The organism is Caldicellulosiruptor obsidiansis OB47, from assembly GCF_000145215.1.
In the GTDB taxonomy this organism is placed as follows: domain Bacteria; phylum Bacillota; class Thermoanaerobacteria; order Caldicellulosiruptorales; family Caldicellulosiruptoraceae; genus Caldicellulosiruptor; species Caldicellulosiruptor obsidiansis.
The window spans coordinates 1,735,622-1,758,889 of sequence record NC_014392.1; the positions used below are offsets into that span (position 1 = coordinate 1,735,622).

General features: G+C 36.1%; 20 protein-coding genes. 10 read left to right on the plus strand and 10 right to left on the minus strand.

The window, feature by feature from the left end:
• Nucleotides 1–195: 195 nt before the first annotated feature.
• Both COB47_RS08185 and COB47_RS08190 read right to left on the minus strand, forming a co-directional pair.
• Nucleotides 196–1,476 carry a nucleotide sugar dehydrogenase gene (locus COB47_RS08185; RefSeq protein ID WP_013290910.1) on the minus strand — a complete coding sequence of 427 codons (1,281 nt, stop codon included), beginning with the start codon at nt 1,474–1,476 and terminating at the stop codon, nt 196–198.
• On the minus strand, nt 1,469–2,635 hold the full coding sequence (locus tag COB47_RS08190) for a glycosyltransferase (protein ID WP_013290911.1): 1,167 nt from the start codon (nt 2,633–2,635) through the stop codon (nt 1,469–1,471). Before COB47_RS08190 ends, COB47_RS08185 begins: the two co-directional genes overlap by 8 nt.
• 166 nt (nt 2,636–2,801) lie before the next feature.
• Between COB47_RS08190 and COB47_RS08195 the strand changes: the two genes are divergently transcribed.
• From COB47_RS08195 to COB47_RS08215, 4 genes are all read left to right on the plus strand, one after another.
• Complete coding sequence (locus COB47_RS08195; RefSeq protein ID WP_013290912.1) at nt 2,802–3,320, plus strand: DUF4330 domain-containing protein; 519 nt, start codon at nt 2,802–2,804, stop codon at nt 3,318–3,320.
• A 550-nt stretch (nt 3,321–3,870) separates the two neighbouring features.
• Entirely contained in the window at nt 3,871–5,256 is a 1,386-nt protein-coding gene (locus COB47_RS08205) for an O-antigen ligase family protein (protein ID WP_013290914.1), read from the plus strand.
• Between the two features lie 3 nt (nt 5,257–5,259).
• Complete coding sequence (locus COB47_RS08210; protein ID WP_013290915.1) at nt 5,260–7,017, plus strand: Rqc2 family fibronectin-binding protein; 1,758 nt, start codon at nt 5,260–5,262, stop codon at nt 7,015–7,017.
• 57 nt (nt 7,018–7,074) lie between these two features.
• The gene (locus COB47_RS08215) at nt 7,075–8,322 is read left to right on the plus strand and encodes a 6-phosphofructokinase (protein WP_013290916.1); all 1,248 of its coding nucleotides are present in this window, start codon (nt 7,075–7,077) and stop codon (nt 8,320–8,322) included.
• A gap of 52 nt (nt 8,323–8,374) precedes the next feature.
• On the opposite strand, the gene COB47_RS08220 is transcribed toward COB47_RS08215, so the two are convergent.
• From COB47_RS08220 to COB47_RS08235, 4 genes are read right to left on the minus strand one after another with little or no spacing between them, the layout of a single operon-like run.
• Entirely contained in the window at nt 8,375–10,864 is a 2,490-nt protein-coding gene (locus tag COB47_RS08220; protein ID WP_013290917.1) for an ATP-dependent Clp protease ATP-binding subunit, read from the minus strand.
• Between the two features lie 14 nt (nt 10,865–10,878).
• Nucleotides 10,879–11,865, minus strand: a complete 987-nt coding sequence (locus tag COB47_RS08225) for a protein arginine kinase (protein ID WP_013290918.1) — start codon at nt 11,863–11,865, stop codon at nt 10,879–10,881.
• 9 nt (nt 11,866–11,874) lie between these two features.
• Nucleotides 11,875–12,387, minus strand: coding sequence for a UvrB/UvrC motif-containing protein (locus COB47_RS08230; protein WP_013290919.1), 513 nt, complete (start codon nt 12,385–12,387; stop codon nt 11,875–11,877).
• Between the two features lie 43 nt (nt 12,388–12,430).
• On the minus strand, nt 12,431–12,889 hold the full coding sequence (locus COB47_RS08235; protein ID WP_013290920.1) for a CtsR family transcriptional regulator: 459 nt from the start codon (nt 12,887–12,889) through the stop codon (nt 12,431–12,433).
• A 169-nt stretch (nt 12,890–13,058) separates the two neighbouring features.
• Between COB47_RS08235 and COB47_RS08240 the strand changes: the two genes are divergently transcribed.
• Nucleotides 13,059–13,961 carry a polysaccharide deacetylase family protein gene (locus COB47_RS08240; RefSeq protein WP_013290921.1) on the plus strand — a complete coding sequence of 301 codons (903 nt, stop codon included), beginning with the start codon at nt 13,059–13,061 and terminating at the stop codon, nt 13,959–13,961.
• Nucleotides 13,962–14,003: 42 nt separating this feature from the next.
• Here the strand turns inward: COB47_RS08240 and COB47_RS08245 are convergent, their stop codons facing one another.
• Together COB47_RS08245 and fusA are read right to left on the minus strand one after the other, a co-directional pair.
• Nucleotides 14,004–14,300, minus strand: a complete 297-nt coding sequence (locus tag COB47_RS08245; protein WP_013290922.1) for a zinc-ribbon domain containing protein — start codon at nt 14,298–14,300, stop codon at nt 14,004–14,006.
• A gap of 127 nt (nt 14,301–14,427) precedes the next feature.
• Complete coding sequence (gene fusA, locus COB47_RS08250) at nt 14,428–16,512, minus strand: elongation factor G (protein WP_013290923.1); 2,085 nt, start codon at nt 16,510–16,512, stop codon at nt 14,428–14,430.
• Nucleotides 16,513–16,774: 262 nt separating this feature from the next.
• Between fusA and COB47_RS08255 the strand changes: the two genes are divergently transcribed.
• Nucleotides 16,775–17,827: an HD-GYP domain-containing protein gene (locus COB47_RS08255; protein WP_013290924.1), complete on the plus strand. Its 1,053-nt coding sequence runs from the start codon at nt 16,775–16,777 to the stop codon at nt 17,825–17,827.
• Here the strand turns inward: COB47_RS08255 and tsaD are convergent.
• Complete coding sequence (gene tsaD, locus COB47_RS08260) at nt 17,824–18,834, minus strand: tRNA (adenosine(37)-N6)-threonylcarbamoyltransferase complex transferase subunit TsaD (protein ID WP_013290925.1); 1,011 nt, start codon at nt 18,832–18,834, stop codon at nt 17,824–17,826. The two genes, COB47_RS08255 and tsaD, sit on opposite strands and share 4 nt — an antisense overlap.
• A gap of 134 nt (nt 18,835–18,968) precedes the next feature.
• Between tsaD and uppP the strand changes: the two genes are divergently transcribed.
• Nucleotides 18,969–19,766: an undecaprenyl-diphosphatase UppP gene (uppP, locus tag COB47_RS08265; protein ID WP_013290926.1), complete on the plus strand. Its 798-nt coding sequence runs from the start codon at nt 18,969–18,971 to the stop codon at nt 19,764–19,766.
• Here the strand turns inward: uppP and COB47_RS08270 are convergent.
• Nucleotides 19,732–20,712 (minus strand): hypothetical protein, encoded by a 981-nt coding sequence (locus tag COB47_RS08270; RefSeq protein WP_013290927.1) that lies wholly within the window; start codon nt 20,710–20,712, stop codon nt 19,732–19,734. The genes uppP and COB47_RS08270 overlap by 35 nt on opposite strands.
• Nucleotides 20,713–20,805: 93 nt before the next feature.
• Here COB47_RS08270 and COB47_RS08275 point away from each other — a divergent pair, with 93 nt between their 5' ends.
• From COB47_RS08275 to COB47_RS08285, 3 genes are read left to right on the plus strand one after another with little or no spacing between them, the layout of a single operon-like run.
• Complete coding sequence (locus tag COB47_RS08275; protein ID WP_013290928.1) at nt 20,806–21,432, plus strand: DedA family protein; 627 nt, start codon at nt 20,806–20,808, stop codon at nt 21,430–21,432.
• 53 nt (nt 21,433–21,485) lie between these two features.
• Complete coding sequence (locus tag COB47_RS08280) at nt 21,486–22,691, plus strand: aspartate aminotransferase family protein (protein WP_013290929.1); 1,206 nt, start codon at nt 21,486–21,488, stop codon at nt 22,689–22,691.
• Nucleotides 22,669–23,226 carry a uracil-DNA glycosylase gene (locus tag COB47_RS08285; protein ID WP_013290930.1) on the plus strand — a complete coding sequence of 186 codons (558 nt, stop codon included), beginning with the start codon at nt 22,669–22,671 and terminating at the stop codon, nt 23,224–23,226. Before COB47_RS08280 ends, COB47_RS08285 begins: the two co-directional genes overlap by 23 nt.
• The last annotated feature ends 42 nt before the right edge of the window (nt 23,227–23,268 follow it).

The window sequence follows — 23,268 nt, forward strand, 5'->3', positions numbered from 1 at the left end:
CACCGAAGATTTCCGACTCTGCTTTTTTTACAAAGCCGACAATATTATAGCATAGGTTTATATTAATCACAAGACAATATTGTTTTTTTGCAAAAATTTTTATATAATCATATCTGCAAAACCCCCCAAATTTTATTTTGAAGGTCTATATCCAAAAAAAGAGGTCGTGGCAAGTTGCCGTGACCTCTTTTTTCTTTATATCTTTTCAAGCACAAATCCTTTTTCTTTTGCATCATTGTAAGAAAACACATTTCGTGTATCAATAATAATTGTCTCAGAAGGAGGAATGTACTCAAAAATTTCTTCAAACTCTATCCCATGCTGCTTTGCCAAAATCAAAACAAGCTGTACATCTTTCAAAGCATCTTGTAAAGTGCTTACCTTAAAATCATATTCAGTCTTCACTGCAGGGTCAAATGCTCTTACTTCAATACCTCGGTCTTTCAAGATTTTAATTATTTCAATAGCTGGGCTGAGCCTGTCGTCAGAAGAATAATCTTTCATCGCAATGCCAAGCACTGCAACCTTTTTTGAACATTTGTGTTTTTCAATAGTTTTCATAACAAGGTCAGAGATATAATAAGGAATACCTTCGTTGAACATTCTTGCCGTTTTAGAAAGCTTAAGCTCAACTCCCAGCTCCTGTGCCTTTGCATCTAAGTAATAAAATGCATTAGGGATGCAAAATCCTCCAACCCCAGGTCCAGGATACAAGAGATTTACCCTTTTGTGAGTATTTGCAACTTTTATTACCTCAAATATATCAAGGTTCATAGCCTTTGTAAATCTCTCAAACTCGTTTACCATCGCAATATTTATATCCCTTTGCAGATTCTCTATCACCTTTGCTGTCTCAACAACTTCAAACGACGATGCAACAATTATCTCTTCCTTACAAATCACCTTAATCAAATCAACAGCTCTTCTTACGCTATTTTCACAAAATCCTGCCAAAGCAGTAGGCATATTTTCAAACTCTTCAAAAGCTTTTCCCTCTGCAATCCTTTCTGAGGCATAGGCTAAATAAAAATCCTTTCCGCACCTCAAGCCATTCTCTTCTAATATTGGGAGAAATATGTTTCTTGTTGTACCCGGAACAACAGTTGAGCGCAAAAGTATTAACTGATTTTTTCTCAAATTTTTGCTTATCTCTTTTGCACATGAAATAAGATAATCAAAGTAAGGTTTCCCTCCATAAACAGGTATTGGAACCGTGACTATTACATCATCTACATTTTTAAGTGCCTGCTTGTAATCTACCGTGGGAATAAAGTTCCCATTTTCAAGCTGCTCCTTTAAAATCTCCTGTATAGTCTTCCCATTGTAACTTTCTAAATGGTGAGTCTCTCCATTTTTTAGTTCCCCTATCAATTTTTCATTGCTATCAACACCAAAGACTTTATAACCCTTCATTGCAAACGAAAGAGCAAGTGGAAGACCAACATATCCAAGTCCAATTACACATACGCTATTCAATGTTTATCCCTTCCCTCTTTAGTATATCAATAATTTGAGCTACTCTGCTATCCCAGGAGGTTTGCTTTGCATACTCTATTCTTTTTTCTATCTTTTCAATATTAGGACATTGTGCCTCCTGCAGAGCTTGAATGCACTTTGCAAGCACATCTTCATAGTTTTTGCCAATATACACAACATCAGAAAATTCCTCTACTTGAAGCATAAAAGTTGAAACAATTGGTTTCCCGGTTGCCAGATATTCATAAAACTTTAGCGGACTTACATTCTCTGATAGCTTGTTTGTTCTGAATAAATTCAAGCACACATCAAATTGAGAAACATACTGAGGAAGATCCCGGTGCTCAACCCTTCCGAGCAAATAGATATTCTTTAGTTTTTTTAAGTTGTCAATGTTCACACCAGCGCCTACAGGTCCTATCAAAACAAATGACCATTCATTTTTTTCTTTTGCTAAATATTCTATAAGCTGAGTATCAATCCATGTATGGATAACACCTACAAAACCAAAAATAGGATGGGGAATATTCTTCATCTCATCGGGTACAGGTAATTTATTTGAAGCTCTGTTAAAATGTTCAAACTCAGCCCCATTTGGCACAAGATATGTGTGAGGATTTAATGGTTTTAGTTTATTATAAAGTCCTTGCGTTGTTGTGAAAACTACACTGCTTTTTTGAGCAAGCTCATCTTCCATGCGCTCAACTAAAGTTTTGTCAATAAAGCCTTGAAACTCTGAATGTTTGTCTATACAGTCGTAAACTAAAAAACTGTAAGAAAGATGTTCAAGAAGATCAACCGTGTTTGGCATGTAAGTCCATATTATAGGAGATTTTAAATTAAAGTTTTGATAGATAATTTCTTTTACAAAATTTGCTATCATTTTTTGATTGAACTTGTTTATAGCTCTTTTTTTGTTATAAAAAGGAATAATTGGTGGTAGAGCAAATACAAAAAGGTTTTCTTTTATTCTTTTTGGAGACTTTCTAAATCTTGTGAGGTAAGGTCTTAAACTTGGATCTTTTAATGGACCTATCAGGGTCACAGGTGGGTCTAAATAAAATATTCTACAGTTTTGTGGCATTCTTTTCATTATCTGCTGCTTACGTGTTGGTATAGGATCCCACGGCGTGGTTGAAAAACAAATTATATCTATCATACTCTCTCAGTCCCTCAGTAATTTTTTTGAAACTCTTTTTACAAATCTTAAGATACAATATTTCTGGTAGCTCAGTCAACAAAAAATTCTAAAATCTCTTGACCAAGCTCAACAATTTGTAATACTATGGTCTTGATAAACTATTGTTGTGGAGGGAGAAACAAACATGAAAATAGTGGACCAAAAGGGAAGACTATTTGGTATCATTAACATTGTTGACCTCATTTTGATAGTGCTAATTGTAGCAATTGCATGGGTAGGGTTTGCCAAAATTTCATCCCATGCAAAATCGTCAGACAATACAGCAGAAAATGAGTTTGTGGAAATCAAGCCCGGTGAAGCGATCATCAATGTAAAAATTCCTCTTGCTGACCCTGTTATGGCTCAGTCTCTTCACAAAAATGATTTTCTGGTAACCGGCGATACTTTGACAAAATCATACATTCAGGACATTCAAATAAAAGATGGAATATATGAAAGAACATCATCAGACGGCAAAGTTATTGTTGCAACCCACCCATACAAAAAAGATATCTATCTTACTATTTATGGATACGTAAGTTTACAAGGTGCAACTATAAAGCTTGACAAGCAAACAGTCAGAGTTGGAAAAACATTTTATGTAAAAACAAGAACAACAGAACTTGTTGGAGTTGTAACTGGAGTGAAAATTGTAAAAGAATAAGGCTGGTGGAAATATGATTAAAGAAAGTTATTCTTATAAATTAGCTTTGCTACTAGCAAGATATCTAAAGGAGAGCAGAATATATGAGCTTGTCTCCAAGCTATTTTATTTTTCAAGATACTCAGCAGTTTTTGAACTTGTCAGAAAAAAGCCAAAAGAAGATTACATACAACAATCTATTTTTTTAAGGGCTCTCTCGAATTTTTATAGCAAAATTATAAAGGGCATAAATCGGGTACTGCTATCCTCAAAAAGTTTGTGGACACATAGTTTTTTGGTTTGTGTTGCCAGACAGCAGACAAGATTTATGACAGAAAAACCTGCCTTTTTTTGTATTTTTTACGCTTTTATCTTTTACACTGGCTTTATAGCTGGAAAAATTGTAAAAGGTGGGCTCTCAATAAAAAGTCTATTGTTGTGGGTCATCTTGCTACTGCTAAATTTCTTCTGCATTCAAGATGCCAAGAGGAAATTTTCAAAAGATAGTATAATTATCAAATTTCTTAGAGATATTTTAGCCTGAAAAATAGATTGTGAAAGGTGAAATAGAATGGTTGAAAAGAAAAGTTTATATATTACCTCTTTTTTGGTATTTTTATTGGGAGTTGTAAGCAGCTTGTTCTCTGCAAAATTTGGCATACTTGCGTTTGGCCTGTTTTTGCTTGTGCTAGCAATAGCAGAAGATCCTTCAAAACTGTTGTGGGGTGTTGTACTTTACGCTTTTGTGGATTTTCTTTTCAGAAAACTTTCTATTTTAAGCGGTTTTGCTTCTGTATGGGATGAAGCGCTATTTTTGATAATTGTCTTTGCGTTCTTATTAAACTCAATTATAAAAAATCAATCAAGCTTAAGACTTTCTCCTTTAGATGTATACATTCTGATCTTTTTACTTGTTTGTGTATTTTTGTTGCTTAAAAATTCTCCTGATTTGAGAATAGCAATAGAAGGGTTTAGAGTATACGCAGAGTATGCCTTATGGTTCTTTGTCGGACTGTGGCTTTTAAAAGATGCAAAGCAGTTTGAAAGGATTATTACAATATTTATCCTGATGATGTTCTTAATATCCATCTATGGCATATACCAGTATATTATTGGTGTTGAAATACCCTCAAGTTGGATTGATAGTAGTAGAGAGACATATATAAGAACAAGGGTATTTTCAATTATAGGAAGCCCAAATGTCCTTGGAAGTCTTTTGGCAATGTCAATCCCGTTTGTACTTCCCTATGTGCTTTATGAGAAAAATATTAAAAAGAGAATTTATTATTCGGCTGTGTTGATTTCAATGATTGCCTGCCTTGGGTTTACATTTTCAAGAGGAGCATGGCTTGCATTTCTGTTTTCAATGCTTCTTTTTGGTTTTTTCATAGACAAAAAAGTTTTGGGTGTTCTCTTTGCCATCTTTGTATCAGTCCCTATTTTAGCACCTTCAATTGTAATGAGAATACTTTATATGCTAAGTTCCGAATATGCCCAAAGCAGCGCAAGGGCAGGCAGAATTGCCCGCTGGACAAAAGCGTACGAAATTTTGACACAGCATCCCCTCTTTGGGGTTGGGTTTGGAAGATTTGGCGGTGCGGTTGCAAAGAGAAATATAGCCAATGCGTTTTACGTGGATAATTTTTATCTTAAAAGTGCTGTTGAAATGGGAATCATTGGAGTAGGTATTATGATTTTGGTGTTTATAGTAGGGCTTTTGCTTGCTGCAAGAACTGTAAAACATCTGCGCTCAAAAGAACTGAAGAATATAGCATGTGGAGTGCTCATTGGTCTTGCAACAGTCTTGCTGCACAATATCGTTGAAAACATCTTTGAAGTTCCAATGATGACAACATATTTCTGGCTGTTTTTGGGATTTTTGTTTGCTCTCAAATCAGCAGAAGACAAAAACCAAATTTTTGAGCAAAGCAATATTTACAACAATGGGGGAAGCTAAAAGATGCCATTTGACGGAGTTGTTCTAAGTGCCCTTAAAAAAGAATTAATTTCGGAGCTTGTAGATGGTAAAGTTGAAAGAATATATCAGCCAAATCAGTTTGAAGTAAACCTTTATATTTACAAGCTCGGCAAAACAAAAAAACTCATTATCTCTGCAAATCCTTCTCTCCCAAGGATGTACATCACAGAAAGACAAAAGAAAAACCCAGAAGTTGCTCCAAATTTCTGCATGATCTTGCGCAAGAACTTGCTTGGAGCAAGGCTTATCGGAATTTATCAGGAAGGGTTAGAAAGAATTTTGAAGATAGAGTTTGAGACAAAGAGTGAACTGGGTGACACAGAAGTAAAGTATATCATATTCGAAATGATGGGAAGGCACAGCAATATATTCCTGGTAGATTCCAATTACAAAATCATTGATGCGATAAAAAGGCTGTCATTTGAAGACTCACCAAGACCAATTCTACCTGGAATTAAATATTCTTTGCCGCCAGTTTTGACAAAGAAAAATCCTATTGAAGTTTCGTTTGATGAATTTGCTTCTTTTTTTAAATCCTCAAACAAAAGTCCAGAAAATATACTGACCGACAATCTTTCAGGAATTAGTAAACAATTTGCTAATGAAGTTATCTTGCGTGCACAAGTTTTTGAAAAAAGTCTTGAAAATGCGGATACAATTAAAAGGATTTTTGATTCTTTAAAAGAATTATTATATTGTATAGTCGAAAAAGGGGAGATACTTCCAACACTCTATACTGAAAAAGGAAATGTAGTTGATTTTTACGTTATTGACCTGAAATGTTTTTCTTCTTTTCCTAAAAAACATTTTTCAAATTTAAATTTGTGTATAGACGAATACTATTTTAAAAAAGAACAATATACAGTATTTATTGAGAAACGTCAATATCTTCAGAAGGTTATAGAACAAAACATAAAGAAGCTGAGCCAAAAATATGAGCACAACATTCAAAAAATACAAGAGGCTAAAAATGCTGAGGTTTACAAAAAATATGGTGACCTAATTTTAGCAAATCTTTACCAGCTTAGAGAAACAAATGAGGATTTTGTTGAGGTTATTGATTATTACAGTGAAGATTTGTCTACTATAAAAATTCCGCTTGAAAAAGACAAAGACCTAAAACAAAATGCCGAGAGATATTATAAGCTTTACAATAAGCTCAAAAAAGCCGAGGAATATGCAAAAGCTGAAATTGCCGAAATTGAGAGAGAACTTGAGTTTCTGCAAAGTTTAGAAGCACTGCTTGAAAAGAGCCAAGAGATAGAAGACCTTTTGAGTATTGAAGAAGAGTTGGAAAAGGAAGGCTATATTAAAACTCAGGCAGAAAATGCAGGTCAGCAAAAGAAAAAAGAAAATCAAAAATCAAAACCTCACCATTTTATCAGTTCAGACGGATTTGATATATATGTGGGCAGAAACAACCTGCAGAATGATTTTCTCACTCTAAGATTTGCATCAAGCCATGACATCTGGCTTCACACCCAAAAGATCCCCGGCTCTCATGTTATAATTCGAACAAACAACAAGGAAGTCCCGCAGACAACCTTGATTGAAGCTGCACTTCTTGCAAGCTACTTTAGCAAAGCCAAGCATTCAACAAAAGTGCCGGTTGACTATACATTTGTAAAGTACGTAAAAAAACCACCCAAAACCAAGCCAGGTTTTGTTATTTATGATAATTTTAAGACTATCATTGTTGACTCGCCTGAAAATATTGATAACTTTAACAAAGTTGAGTAATGGCTTCTATGTTTAACTATTGAAATAAACTAAAAATACAGACGGGAGGGATTTTGAATGCCAAAAGAAGGTAATTGCGTGGTTGCGCAATCAGGCGGACCAACTGCTGTCATCAATGCATCGCTTTTGGGTGTTATTGAAGAAGCTATGAAACAGCATCCGATCCGTGCCATTTATGGTGCTAAAAATGGAATCATCGGTCTTATTGACGAAGAGCTTTATGACCTCAGAATGGAAGATCCTGAAGAGCTAAAACTTTTAAAGACAACTCCATCATCTGCTTTAGGTTCTTGCAGGTATCAGCTCAAGCCTTTTGAACATGATGAAAAGGACTATATTAAGATTTTCAATGTATTTGAGGCACACAACATCCGTTACTTTTTCTATATAGGCGGAAACGATTCAATGGATACAGCTGATAAATTAACACGATACGCGCAAAAGATTGGGTATGACATCTGCATAATCGGAATTCCAAAGACAATCGACAACGACCTTGTGATGACAGACCACTGCCCGGGTTTTGGAAGTGCTGCAAAGTACATTGCAACATCCGTAATGGAAATTGCAAGAGATGCAGTGGTGTACCCAACAAACATTGTTACTATAATTGAAGTGATGGGAAGAAACGCTGGCTGGCTTGCAGCAGCATCTGCACTGGCGTCTAAAGATATAGGGGCACCAGATTTAATATACCTTCCTGAAGTTCCATTTTCAATTGACAAGTTTTTGGATGATGTAAGAAACATTCATAAAAAGACAGGTAAGATTACCATTGTGGTTTCAGAGGGTATAAAAGACAAGGAAGGAAAATATATTGCTGATATGAGCCACAAGTTTGGAATAGACGCGTTTGGACATGTACAGCTTGGCGGAGCAGCATTTGTTTTAGAAAACATCATCCGTGAAGAAGTGGAAAAAAGAGTAAAATCAATTCAATTCAACGTACTGCAGCGCAGTGCTGCTCATATCATGTCCAAAACTGATGTTGAAGAAGCGTACATGGTGGGACGCATGGCAGTAAGGTACGCTGTTGAAGGCGCTTGTGGATACATGGTAGCAATAAAACGCGACAGTGACAATCCTTATTCAAGTTCGACAGAACTTGTTGAGCTGAACAAGGTTGCAAACGCTGAAAAGCTTGTTCCTCTTGCATGGATCTCACATGATGGCAACTATGTAAAAGAAGATGCTCTAAATTATATCCAACCGCTCATTGAAGGTGAAGTTGAAGTCAAGTACGAAAGAGGTCTTCCTCGATATGCAAAGCTCAGAAAGATAATGGTGCCAAAGAAGGTTGTATAAATCACAAAAAAAGCGGGAGCTGGGACCAAAAGTCCTGCTCCCGCCTTAATTTTTACTGTGATTGAGCCTTTTCAGATGAAGATGTAGATGTCTTTTCTTTTTTGACTATTACTGTATTTTCATCAACAAAGTCCACTATAAACTCGTCACCCTGCTTTATCTTCCCTTCCAATATAGCCTCTGAAATCTTGTCTTCCACCATGGTCTGAATTGCACGTTTTAGTGGTCTTGCACCAAATACAGGATCAAATCCTTTTTTGGCAATTGCTTCTATTAATGCTGGGGTAAACTCTGCATAATACTCACTTGCTTTTATTCTCTCCTGCAAGTTTTTCAGCATTATCTCTACAATCTTTTTAACATCCTCTTCGTCAAGTGGATGGAAGACTATTATCTCATCAATTCTGTTCAAAAACTCTGGTCTGAAAGTTTTCTTAAGCTCAGCCATGACATTTTCTTTTATTCTCTCATATGTCTTTTGTTTTTCGTCCTCCGAAGTTGAAAATCCTAACTTTTTAGGGTTTGTAATGAGGTTTGCACCTATGTTAGATGTCATGATAATAACAGTGTTTCTAAAACTTACCGTTCTTCCCTGAGAGTCTGTAAGTCTTCCATCGTCAAGTATCTGCAAAAGCAGGTTGAAAACATCAGGGTGCGCTTTTTCTATCTCGTCAAACAGCACAACAGAGTAAGGTCTTCTTCTAACCTTTTCTGTGAGCTGACCACCTTCTTCATACCCAACATAGCCTGGAGGTGAACCAATGAGCTTTGACACATTGAACTTTTCCATATACTCCGACATATCGATTCTTATCATAGCATCTTCTGTGCCAAACAGTGCCTCTGCCAAAGCCCGTGCAAGCTCTGTTTTACCAACACCAGTAGGTCCAAGGAAGATAAATGAACCAATTGGTCTTTTCGGGTCTTTGAGCCCAACTCTTCCTCGTCTTATAGCTCGTGCAACAGCTTTGACAGCCTCATCCTGACCAACAACTCGTCTGTGCAAAACCTCTTCAAGCTTTAAAAGTCTTTCAGACTCATCTTCGGTAAGTTTATTTACCGGAATTCCTGTCCAGCTTGATACAATGTATGCAATGTCATCTTCTGTAACAATTGGCTGTGTCTTTTGCTGGTCATTTGTCCATGAATTTTTGATCTTTTCAAGTTCCTGACGAAGCTTCATTATTTCATCTCTTATCTTTGCAGCTTTTTCATACTCCTGAAGCCTTATAGCCTCTTCTTTTTCCTTCTCAAGTTTTTCAATCTTCTCTTCAAACTCCTTCACATGCGGTGGCAAAGTGTACATTCTGAGTCTCACTCTTGATGCAGCCTCATCAATAAGGTCAATTGCTTTGTCCGGCAAGTATCTATCTGTAATATATTTCGTAGACAGCTCAACAGCAGCTTTTATAGCCTCATCAGTTATCTTTACTCCATGATGAGCTTCGTATTTGTCTCTAAGCCCTTTTAAAATCTGTATAGCCTCTTCAGGTGTTGGCTCACCTACCAAAATTGGCTGGAATCTTCGCTCCAGTGCAGCGTCCTTTTCTATGTGTTTTCTGTACTCATCAAGAGTTGTTGCACCAATGACCTGTATCTCACCGCGTGCAAGAGCAGGTTTTAAGATGTTTGACGCATCAATTGCACCTTCTGCAGCACCAGCACCAATTATAGTGTGCATCTCATCAATAAACAGAATTACATTTCCTGCTTTTCGAACCTCTTCCATAGCTTTTTTGAGCCTTTCTTCAAACTCTCCTCTGAACTTTGACCCTGCAACCATAGCAGAAAGGTCTAAAGCCACAACCCTTTTATTCCTCAAAAGTTCAGGAACATTTCCTTCAACAATCTTCTGTGCAAGCCCTTCAACAATAGCAGTCTTACCAACACCCGGCTCACCAATCAAGCACGGGTTGTTCTTTGTTCTTCTTGACAAAATCTGGATGACTCTTTCTATCTCCTTTTCACGGCCAATTACAGGGTCAATTTTGCCCTCGAGCGCAAGCTGGGTAAGGTCTCTGCTAAACTGATTCAATGTTGGAGTGTTCTGTGTTTGGAAATTGATCTGCTGCTGAGGAGATACACCACCAACATTTTTTGCATCCTCGTTCAAAAGCTTCATGATCTCTTCAAAAAGTCTCTGCGGGTCAACACCAAGATCCATCAAAATCCTGACAGCAACACTTTCACCTTCTCTCATTATAGCAAGTAGTATATGTTCTGTACTGATATAACTGCTGCCAAGCCTTCGCGCTTCCATGAAGGCAATCTCAAATACTCTTTTTGTCCTCGGGGTAAAACCTGTTGGTGGCTGGGGAAGCTGATAGTCACCCCGTCCAATCAGTTCTTCAATTTCATCAATCACCTTTTCTTCAGTGACACCTTGACTGTGTAAAACCCTTGCTGCAATGCCGCCACCTTCTCTTATAAGTCCCAAAAGCAAGTGCTCTGTTCCAACATAGTTATGGCCAAGCTCGGCAGCAGCCTGCTGCGCAAGCATTATTGCTTTCTCAGCTCTTTCTGTAAACCTTCCTTGAAACATATTAATCTACCTCCCTATTCTAAAATTTTTCTTATGAGTTCTGCTCTTTTTATGTCTCTTTCTTCCGGTGTCATTTCCCTGCCAAAGTAGTCTTGGATAATAGCAGGCTGAATTAAATTCAAAAGCACATCCAGGTTATCGATTGTTGTCTCCTTTATTATCCCCATACTGATACCCATTCTCACATCAGATATGAGTTTTAAAGCTTCGTTTGAAGAGATATTCCTTGCATATTTCAAAATTCCATAAGCTCTGTAGACCTTGTCTTCAACAAAAGCTCTGTTTTCGCTCAAAAGCCTCAACCTTGCTTGCTGTTCCTGCTCTATTATCTGGTTTGTAATTGAAATTACATTTGCTATAATGTCTTCTTCAGGCTGTCCTAAAGTTATCTGATTAGAAATCTGATACAGGTTCCCTGCAGCCTCACTTCCCTCACCATAAAATCCTCTTACTGCAATACCCAGCTTTGTTATTGTATCAATAATTCCTTTCATGTACCCCAGAAGTGTCAGGGCAGGAAGATGAAGCATAAAAGATGCTCTCAAGCCTGTTCCAACATTTGTAGGACATGAAGTAAGATATCCCCATGTTTCATCATAAGCATAAGGAAGATGTTGTTCTAAAAAATCATCAATTCTGTTTGCATCTTCCCATGCTTTTTGTATTTGCTGTCCCCTGTAAAGAACCTGAATCCTCAAATGGTCTTCTTCATTTATCATAATACTGATGTTCTCATTTTGGTCAATTGCTACAGCGCTTTTTATTTTTGAGGACGCAAGTGCAGGAGATATCAAATGCTTTTCTATCAATACCTGACGTTTTATAAGAGGTAGTTTTTTCATCTCTAAAAAGTCAAAATGATACTGTTTATTTTGCATAATCACATTTCTTACCCTGTCTATAACATTTGCGGCATCATAGTCATTCATCTTTATTGGAAAAGGTATATCAGAAAGATTTCTTGCAAGTCTTATCCTACTTGTAATAACAATATCATTCATCTTAACAAATCACTCCCGTGAAAGCTTTTTTTCAAGCTCTCTTATTTTATCTCTTATTCTTGCAGCCTTTTCATACTCCTCATTCTTTATAGCAACATTGAGCTCTATTTTGAGCCTGTCAATTTCTCTTTTTATTGCTATATCTTCGCCCATCTTTGTAGGGATTTTACCAACATGTTTTGTATTGCCGTGAATTCTGCGGAAAATGGGATAGAGCTTTTCTGAAAAGGAACTATAACACATAGCACAGCCAAACCTGCCAGCTCTTCTGAACTCGTCAAATGTCATCCCACAACCCTTGCATGTAAGAGCAATCTCGAAAGAGGGCTTTAGGACCTGCGCTCCAAAAGCTGGCTCCAGTATTCCTGCCAAAAAGTTTGTTACAGAAAATGGTGCATCAAATTCTATACTGCCTTTTTGCTTTGCACAAACCTCGCAAAGATGCATCTCGGTCTTAACTCCGTTTATAATCTGGGTATAGTGTACAGTTGCCGGTCTTTTCCCACAATTTTCGCAAAGCACGATCTCTCACCGTCCTTTAAAAAGAAAAGCTTTCATTTAAATATTACCCATTCATAAGAGAAATTATCATTGCTTTTAGAATTAACATTCTGAGCGTATCTTTCAATGGCTGATTCACCGGCAATGTTTTATCATTGAGCGCAGCTTTCATTATACTTGCTTCCCTTTTTGATATTGCACCATTTTCAAGTAAGCACTCAACAATTTCGTTTGCCTGGTGCTGACTTACAGGTGAGTTTATATTGTTCAGAATATTTTCAAGCAAGTTAGAAGAATTTTCAAACTTGACTTTTACAATTCTAATAGACCCGCCACCACCACGTTTACTTTCAATGTAATACCCTCTTTCAATAGTAAACCTGGTGGAAAGCACATAATTTATCTGAGATGGTGCACAGTTGAAAAAGTTTGCAAGCTCATTTCTCTGAATTTCAACCTCACCATCTTTTTTTTCAATAAGTTGTTTGATAAACTCCTCAATGATGTCAGAAAGCCTCGGCATAAAAATTCCACCCCGCTTACTACCCAGCTGACTTTGACTATCTTTGACCTTACAAATATATTTTAATATATTTTTCTTTGAAATGCAATACATTTTTTCTTGTTAAGGTGTAAAAAAATATATTATAATCTTTTGTATAAAATGCTCGCATGAAAGGAAAGAAAAAAGGTTGAACCTCAAAAAGGCAGCGTATGTATCTTTTTTAATTGTTTTCGCTTTATCTTTATTTCTTATATCTTGGCATATAAGCAAAAACTTTTTTTCAGCAACAATTTTAAAACAAAATCATACTTACGTTCAAGAAGAAAAGATTAAGAATCTTGAAAAACCAAAAACTTCACAGAACCAAAAATTAGTTAAAAACGATATAAATAAAAATGACAATATGAAAAATATTATCAATTCTCAAAGTAAAGATGTAAAAGCCGAAAAGCAAGAAAAAAATGAAAAAATCATTTATCTTACTATTGATGACGGTCCTTCACCTGTTACACCTTTAATACTTAAAATCCTAGATAAAGAGAAAATTAAAGCCACATTCTTTGTTGTTGGCTCAAATTGTATAAAGTATCCACAATACTTAAAAGAAATCTATCAGAAAGGTCATTTGATAGGAAATCACTCATATTCTCATAATTACAAATATATATATAAAGATTTTAATCATTTTGTTGAAGACTTCAAAAAGGCACAAGATACAATATATAAAATTACAGGAATAAAACCTAAATATTACAGATTCCCCGGTGGGTCATTAAATAGAGTTTCAACTCAAATTAAAAAATTCCTTGACACAAACCAAATTGTTTACATCGACTGGAATGCAATTACTGGAGACTCAAACAAAAATCATGAAAAGCTTTCTCCCAGTCAAATATTAAAAATTACAATCTCCACAGCTCACAAAAGAAATGAAGTTGTTCTACTGATGCATGACAGCTTATCTAAGAAGAACGTCATTGAAGTTCTGCCAAGTATAATTAGAACTTTTAAAAAACAGGGCTATAAATTTGAAACAGTTGATAAAATGCAAAGACCAATTCAATTTAAAATAAAAGCCGCATCACATTGATGCGGCTTTTAACTTCCCCATTTTTATTTAAACCTGCAGTGGTTATCTTGCTGCTTTTATCTTGGAGAAACAATCACTGCAGTATATGGGTCTGTCGTTTCTGGGTCTGAACGGAACCTTTGTCTCTTTTCCACAAGCACTGCATACTGCATCGTAAAGTTCACGTCTCTGTGTTTGTCTACCTTCTCTTCTTTGCATAGCTTTTCTCTGGTCTCTGCACTCTTTGCATCTTGTTGGTTCGTTCTTGAACCCCTTCTGCGCGTAAAATTCCTGTTCACCCGCTGTGAACACAAACTCTCTTCCGCAATCCTTGCAAACTAAAACCTTGTCTTGATACATTCTAAAATTCCCCTCACTTCATGGATTTAGATTTTTCTGACGCCCATTGTTCCCTTGCCGAACAACTAACGTCTTTTTAATTATAACCCCATTTTAGCATTTTGTAAATAGCAAATTAAAAAATTTTTTACTCCTCTTCTTCCTCCTGCATTGAAGCCTTAGCTGCCTCTATTACCTTTTGGGCAATATGGCTCGGCACCTCTTCATACCTTGCAAACTCCATGGAAAAATATCCTCTTCCCTGTGTCATAGACCTGAGATCTGTTGCGTATTTGAACATCTCTGCAAGAGGAACCTCTGCCAAAATCTCTTCTAAGTGATTATCAAGCGGCTGCATACCTAGAACTCTTCCTCTTCGCCTGTTCAAATCCCCCATAATATCACCTGTGTAGTCTTGCGGAACTACAACCTTTACATTCATGATAGGTTCTAAAAGCACCGGGTTTGCCTGCGCAAGACCCTTTTTGAATGCCAATGATGTTGCAACTTTGAACGCAAGCTCTGATGAGTCAACTGGATGATATGATCCGTCAACCAAGGTTGCCTTCAAATTCATAACAGGATAGCCTGCAAGTACACCCTTTTTAATACACTCTCTCAGACCCTTTTCAACAGCAGGAATATATTGCTTTGGGACAGCTCCGCCAAATATCTTCTCTTCAAAAACTAAGTCTTCTTCCGGGCTTGGTTCAAACTCAATAAAAACATGCCCATACTGACCATGCCCACCTGTTTGTTTCTTGTACTTGCCTTCACTTTTTACTTTTTTTCTGATAGTTTCTCGATATGGAACTTTTGGATCAGACAAGACAACTGAAACGCCAAATTTGTTTTTAAGCTTGCTGACGATCACATCTATGTGCATTTCACCAATACCATAGATGATGTTTTGACCAGTCTCATTATTCTTTTCTATCCTGAAAGTGAGGTCCTCTTCCATAAGCCTGTGAAGACCGTTTGAAATCTTTTCCTCATCGCCTTTTGTCTTTGGCTCAATTGCAAGCATAAGCCAGGGACGTGGAAAATCAATTTCTTCTAACATGATAGGTCTTGACTGCTCGCACAGGGTTGAGTTTGTCAGAGTAGATTGGAGCTTTGTCACAACACCAATGTCACCTGCAACAAGCTCTGATACAGGAATCTGTTTTTTGCCTCTTATAATGTATATCTGGGAAATCTTTTCTGGCTTTTCAGACATGGTATTAAACAAGGTCATCTCTGGCTTTAGAACACCGCTTATCACTTTCAGATATGAAATCCTGCCAACAAACGGGTCAGCAACTGTTTTGAACACAAAAGCACAGACAGGCTGGTTTTTGTCAACCTTTATATTTAATTCACTTCCATTTTTCGTATCCTTTGCTTTATACTGCTTTGTATCAGCTGCTGGCAAGAGTTTACAGATGCTGTCCAAAAGTTCTCTTACCCCAAGGTTCTTGGCAGCACAGCCACATAATATGGGAAAGACTGACCTTTGTTTTATCCCTTCGCTAAGTCCCCTGTAAATTTCATCCTCAGAAATTTCTTCTCCTGCAAAATACTTTTCCATAAGATTTTCATCATTTTCAACCGAATCTTCTATTAAAGCATTTCTTATCTCCTCAATTTTATCACTCAACCCGCTCGGAACTTCTATTTCCTTTGCGGTGTTATCTTCATACCTGTAAGCTCTTTTTGAAATCACATCAACAAAGCCAATAAACTTTCCATTTTCCATTATTGGATACTGAATTGGGATTGCTTTTGGTGTTAAAACCTGATTAATTCTATCTACTACCTTTTCAAAATTGGCATTTTCCTCATCCATCTTGTTGACAAATATGAGCACTGGAAGTCCATGCTTTTGAGCAAGCTCCCATGCCTTTTCAGTACCAACCTGCACACCTGTTTTTGCACTGATTACCAACACTGCAGAGTCAGCGACATGCAGCGCTTCGCATACCTCTCCAACAAAGTCAAAGTATCCCGGCGTATCAAGAATGTTTATCTTGCAGTCCCGCCACTCAATAGGTTCTACTGTCATTGAAATTGAGATTCGTCTTTTTATCTCCTCCGGGTCAAAGTCTGAGGTAGTTGTACCATCTTCTATCCTTCCCATTCTGTCAATACACTTTGCGGCAAATAACATACTCTCTGTTAGGATTGTTTTTCCGTCCCCCCCGTGACCAAGTAAAACCACATTTTTTACATACTGTGGCGCATAGTCTTTCATACAGGCATTCCCCCTTGTAAATCAAAAAGATTTTAAATTTATGGATGATAAATAAGATATTCTACAATGATTCTAAAAATCCTTTTACTACTTTACTAATCTTTTCAGAAAAAATTTGAAAAAATTCTTGTATGAGCTTGAGATATGGTATAATAATTACAATTCTTAATTCTTATTGACGTATTAAAAAATATTGCTGTAAAATTTTATTTAGAAGCATTTGTTTATTCTCATCACAAAAACAAAGGAGCTTTAAAAGCACATGAAAAAAGTGACAATTGATCAGCTTGAAGAGGGTATGAAACTCGCTCAGGATGTGTTTACTGAAAGTGGAAAGCTTTTGCTTCCAGAAGGATTTATCATCAAACCCTCACTTATCCAAAAGCTTAAAGAACACAACATCGACAGCGTTTATGTAGAAGATGAAAAAGCTGAAAGTTATGTAAAAGAAGAGGTAATTTACCATGAAACCTTTGTTGCTATTCAAGACCTTATGCTGTCTGCAAAAGCAGGAGAAATTGTTGACCCATTTGTTGCAAAAGAAATTGTAAATGACATTGTGGCGCAAATAATTGAAGAAGAGGATGTGTTCTTGAGAATAGTTGGATTTAGAGATGTTGATAACTATACATATTTCCACTCTGTGGATGTAAGTATTTTTGCTGCTATAATTGGAAAGCTTTTAGAACTTGACAGAAAACAAATAGAAGATTTGTCTTTGGCAGCACTTCTGCACGATTTTGGCAAAATGAAAATCCCCCATGAAATATTAAATAAACCTGCAAAACTTACTGATGAAGAGTTTGAAGAGATGAAAAAACACACTATATATGGATATCAAATTGTAAAAAACATGGATGGTATTTCTGAACAGATAGCAGAAGTAGCACTTTTGCATCATGAAAGACTCGATGGGTCTGGTTATCCTCTTAAACTCAAAGGTGATAAAATACCTTTGTTTGCAAGAATTGTAGCAATTGCAGATGTGTATGATGCTCTGACTGCAGATAGAGTTTACAAAAAGAAAATTGTGCCCACAAAGGCGGCAGATTATTTAACAAAGTATGCTGGTGTTCATTTTGACAAAGATATTGTCCAAAAGTTTTTAAAAATGGTTGTAAAATATCCGGTGGGTTGCTTTGTTATTCTAAATACTGGTGAGATCGCAATTGTGTATGAAGAAAATCCTTTCAACAAGACAAGACCAATTGTAAAAGTTGTTGCAAAAAAAGAAGGTCCACCTGTACTTAAACCTTATTTTGTGGACCTTTCTCAAGATAATAAAAGAGAAATTATTGATGTAATTAATTATTAACTCTTTTTACTTACAAGACTTATATAAGGAACAGCATTTTCGCGGTAAGACGACACTATTCCTTTTTGCAGCTTAAAGTAGCCGCAGGATGCAATCATAGCTGCATTATCTGTACAGTACTTAAATTCAGGTACAAAAAATTCAATGTTGTGCTGTGTACATTTTTCATAAAATTCTTTCCTGAGCCTTGAATTTGCAGCAACGCCACCGGCAACTGCAATTTTTTTTATATCTGTCTCAAGTGAAAGATTGATTGTCTTTTCTACAAGTATGTTCACCACGGTTTTCTGGAAGGAAGCAGCAATATCTTCTATTTTAAATTTCTCACCATTTTGCAAAAGCCCATGAACATGATTTATCACTGCAGATTTCAATCCACTGAAACTAAAATTGTACCCGTCAATATCAGCAACAGGATATTTGTATTTATCCTCATCGCCTAGCTTTGCGACCTTGTCTATGGCAGGTCCACCAGGATATCCAAGCCCTAAATATCTTGCAATCTTGTCAAAAGCCTCTCCTGCTGCGTCATCTCTTGTTTTCCCCACTACCTCATATTCTTCAAAATCTTTTAAAATAATTAAATTTGTATGCCCTCCAGAGACAACCAGAACAATTAGCGGTGGCATAAGCTCAGGGTATGTTATAAAATTAGCATAAATATGCCCTTCAATGTGATTCACAGCAACAAACGGAAGTTTTTTAGAAAAACTTAATGCCTTTGCAAATGAAAGTCCAACAAGAAGCGAACCTACAAGTCCAGGTCCGTACGTTGCAGCAACAGCATCTATATCGTTTACTGTTAAACCCGCCTGCTTGAATGCCATGTCAACAACATATGAAATCTTTTCAACATGTTTACGAGAAGCTATTTCTGGAACAACACCACCAAACTGATGATGGATGTCAATCTGAGAGTATATCACATTTGACAGAACCTTTCTTCCATCTTCTACAATCGCAGCAGAAGTTTCATCGCATGATGTTTCAATTCCAAGTACAAGCATCTTTTAGTTCTCAGCTCCTTATTCAAACTTTAGCACCTTTTATTATACCAAACTCTCATAGAATTTTAATTTTTTCTAACACATATTTTTGATATAATAGATTAGTCTAAAATTTAATAGGGGAGGTCATACGTTTGACAGTATTTCAGGCAATCTTTTTAGGAATACTGCAAGGTCTTGGAGAATTCTTGCCAATTTCAAGCTCTGCACACTTGATAATCTTTCCATGGTTTTTTGGCTGGAAAGAGCACTCCCTTGTATTTGATGTTGCTCTTCATCTTGGAACACTCTTAGCGGTACTTGTATACTTTTGGAAGGATTACTTTGATATTGTAGTGCAAGGAATCTCAAAACCAAAATCTGAAAAAGGAAAATTACTCTGGTTTATTATAGTTGCAACAATTCCCGGCGCTCTTTTCGGATACTTTTTTGAAAATGTTATAGAAAATGTTTTTAGAAAACAATATCTTTTGATTGCAATTGTGCTTGCTGTATTTGGATTTATACTATATTATGTAGATTCAATTGCTAAAAATAAAGTTGAACTTTCACAGATGAATGTTTTTCATGCGGCTTTAATTGGTGTCTCACAGGCATTTGCTCTTTTCCCCGGTATTTCACGGTCTGGCATAACAATGACAACTGGACTTTTACTTGGTCTTAAAAAAGAAGCTGCAGCTAAATTTTCGTTTTTGATGTCAGCACCTATTATACTTGGTGCCGGAGCTGTATCGCTTTTAAAAAACATCAATCATGTTGCTGCAGAGTTTTCAAACTTTGCAATTGGCTTTTTTACATCGGCAATAGTAGGTTTTCTGGCAATTCATTTTTTGCTTAGTATTGTCAAAAAAAGTGGTTTTAAAATCTTTGCATATTACAGATTTTTCTTAGCTGCAGTTATTTTAGCATTCTATCTTTCGAAAGTAGTGTAGATAAACTCAACATTACTATAATGCCAAGACCTATATATCCCATGAGAGAATATAATTTTCTCAGTAATACCTGGAACTGATTAAAGCCCAAAAGAAGTGAAATAATGATAACAAAAAATTCTACTTTTGAGTTTTTGATAGAATAGCAAAGTCCCATGTAGTTTGCAAGAACTGTTGTAAGTATTTCTAAAAATGCACTTGCAACAAGAATAAACTGAAAAAACACACTCTTTTCAGCTTTTAAAAGAGGCATCTGAGAATTTTGAATACTGCTTTTTGAAAGCAAAATGGTATTTATAATGTTCAGAAGCAAAAAAATTAATATTGATGATATTACTATTGATAATTTTATCTCCTCTTTATGAAATCTTTCCTTTAGCCCATTTACTACAGGAAATGCTAACAATGAATTGTAAGCAGAGTAAAGTAGAGGAAAGGTAAGATGCTGGAAAAAATTTTTTGGTAAAGCGTACTTTAAACTTTCAAATTGAAAAATTATCTCATTTTTATGCACAGACCTTAGAAAAATAAAACTAACTGTTATAATTAAAATACTAACAACCACCTTATTTATATTTACAACTGCTAAAAGACCATGCTTGAAAATTGCAATGCTCAAGATAAAACAAAGCAGAGTAAATATATACCTGCTTACTCCCAAAAATTCTTCTCCAAGTTGACCAAATGCAGAAAACATAACTATTAGTGTGATTATAGAAAAGAGCAAGATGTAAGCCCTAAATATATTTAAAATCACTCTACTTTTAATCTTAATATCCATAAGGTAAAGTAAAATGAGAAGTATCAAAATGGAAGAAAGACTAATATAAAAAATGCTTGTTTCTTTGAACTGAGAGAAAAAATAGAAAATTTCCTGACCGGTGGAAAAACCGGCACCTATTATTGAGCCAAGGACGCTTGATATAATTGCAAAAATTCTTCCCATGTGCGATGGTTCTCCTAATACCCTCATATATTTCTCAACTTACATGATATTTAAATTCAAAATACTATATGAAAGAATTCTGGAGGAAGAAAAATGGAATTTATAAAACAAATATTTATATCCATTGCTGAATACCTTTCTCAATTTGGTCACTTGGGAATATTTATAGGAATGACACTTGAGTCTGCCTGCATTCCAATACCCTCTGAGGTCATATTGCCACTTGGTGGATACCTTGTATACAAAGGAATTGGAAGCGTGCTTTCCATGACTATTGTGGCAACCTTAGGATGTTTGGCTGGTTCTATAATAGCATATGTAGTAGGGTACTTTGGCGGAAGACCATTTATACTTAAATATGGTAAATACTTTTTTATATCAAAGCACGATTTCGAAAGAGCAGAAAAATTCTTTCAAAAAAGAGGAGAAATCACTATATTTGTAAGTAGACTTTTGCCTGTAATAAGGACTTTTATCTCACTGCCTGCTGGCATTGCAAAGATGAACTTTGCAAAGTTTTGTATCTATACAATTCTTGGGTCATTTCCATGGTGTTTGCTTTTTGTCTATCTTGGCAAAAAACTTGGAGATAACTGGAAGTCAATTGAAGAGCATTTAAAAGGGTTGGACTACCTTATATTTATTCTAATAATTTTTGCAATTGTAGGCTATGTTGTCTATAAAGTCTTCAAAGGCAAAAAATCAGTCGAGGTTGAATAAATATAAATTTTAATGTATAATTATTAAAAATCTTAAAGTGAGGGGCTAAGATTATGAAAATAGATGAAATAATCTCTTATGATTCACAGTACTATGTCAACGTATTTGGCAGTCGAATTCCAATTGCTTTTGAAAAAGGAGAAGGATGTATTCTTTATGACAGTCAGAACAAAGAATACCTTGATTTTATCTCTGGAATTTCTGTGTGCAATTTAGGGCACAGCCACCCAAAATTTGTGACTGCCTTAAAAGACCAAATTGAAAAGCTCATACACACATCAAGCCTGTTTTATATTGAACCTCAAGCACTGCTGGCAAAAAGACTTGCTGAAGTTTCTAAATTTGATAAAGTATTTTTCTGTAATTCCGGGGCTGAGGCAAATGAGGCTGCAATAAAGCTTGTGAGAAATTATTTTTATAAAAAAGGGCTTTCTAAATATAAAATCATTACACTTGAAAATTCATTCCATGGAAGAACACTTGCAACAACTGCTGCAACAGGTCAAAAAAAGTATCAAAAACCCTTTGAGCCAATGCCAGAAGGATTTATAAACGTTGAGGCAGACATTGAAAAAATAAAAAGTGTTATAGATGACAAAACAGCAGCAGTCATGATTGAGCTTGTCCAGGCAGAAGGTGGAATAAAGGTGCTTTCAAAAGAGTTTGTACAAAAACTTTTTGCTTTTTGTAAAGAACATGGGCTTTTGTTTGTAATTGACGAGGTTCAAACAGGTATCGGAAGGTGTGGTAGTCTTTTTTGTTTTGAGCAATATGATGTAACTCCTGATATAATTACTCTCGCAAAAGGGCTTGGAAATGGCGTGCCAATTGGAGCTATGCTTTGCAAAAAAGAGGTTGCCACATTTGAACCAGGTGAACATGGCTCAACTTTCGGGGGAAATTTGCTTGCAACAAGAGCAGCTCTTGAGGTGTTGAGAATAATTGAAGAAGAAAATATAATTGAAAATGTAAACAAAATGGGGGATTATTTAAAGCAAAAGCTTCTTGAGCTAAAAGAACAATTCGATTTTATGGTGGATGTCAGAGGTTTGGGTCTTTTAATAGGTGTTGAATTTTCTTTCCCTGTGAAAGAACTTGTAAAAGAGTTAGCTTTAGCCGGGCTTTTGACAAGCAGCTGCGGAGGTGGAAACGTCATAAGATTTGCTCCTCCTTTGATTGTTCAAAAAACTCACATAGATAAAGCCTTGGAAATCTTCAAAGACGTGGTGAAAAGGTATGCTGACATGGGAAGAGCTTGAAAATGCGTGTATTTCATGTGAAAAATGCCCTATTTCTAAAAATCGCACAAACGTTGTAGTAGGTGATGGAAATAAAAATGCAAAGCTTGTGTTTGTAGGTGAAGCTCCGGGTGAGGAAGAAGACAAGCAAGGAAAACCGTTTGTAGGAAGAGCAGGAAAGTTTTTAGACTTAGCTTTGACTTCTCTGGAGCTTTCAAGAGAAAAAGATTTTTATATCTGCAACATTTTAAAGTGTAGACCCCCAAACAACCGCGTTCCAACAGAGGTGGAGGCTCAAAACTGCTTGCCTTTTTTGAAAGCCCAAATAAAACTTATCTCCCCAAAAATAATTGTCTGCCTCGGTGCAACAGCTATGAAATATATTCTTGGCAAAGATCTTAAAATCACTCAAGACAGGGGAAAGTGGTTTGAAAAAGGTGGTTTTTGGATTATGGCTACATACCATCCAGCAGCACTTTTAAGAGACCCAGGTAAAAGAGAGGATTTTTACAGGGATTTGAAAAGTGTAAAGGAAAGGCTGGAGAAGATAAAGTAGTGACTAATAAATAAAAAATAAATTTAAGGAGCAGACCACCAG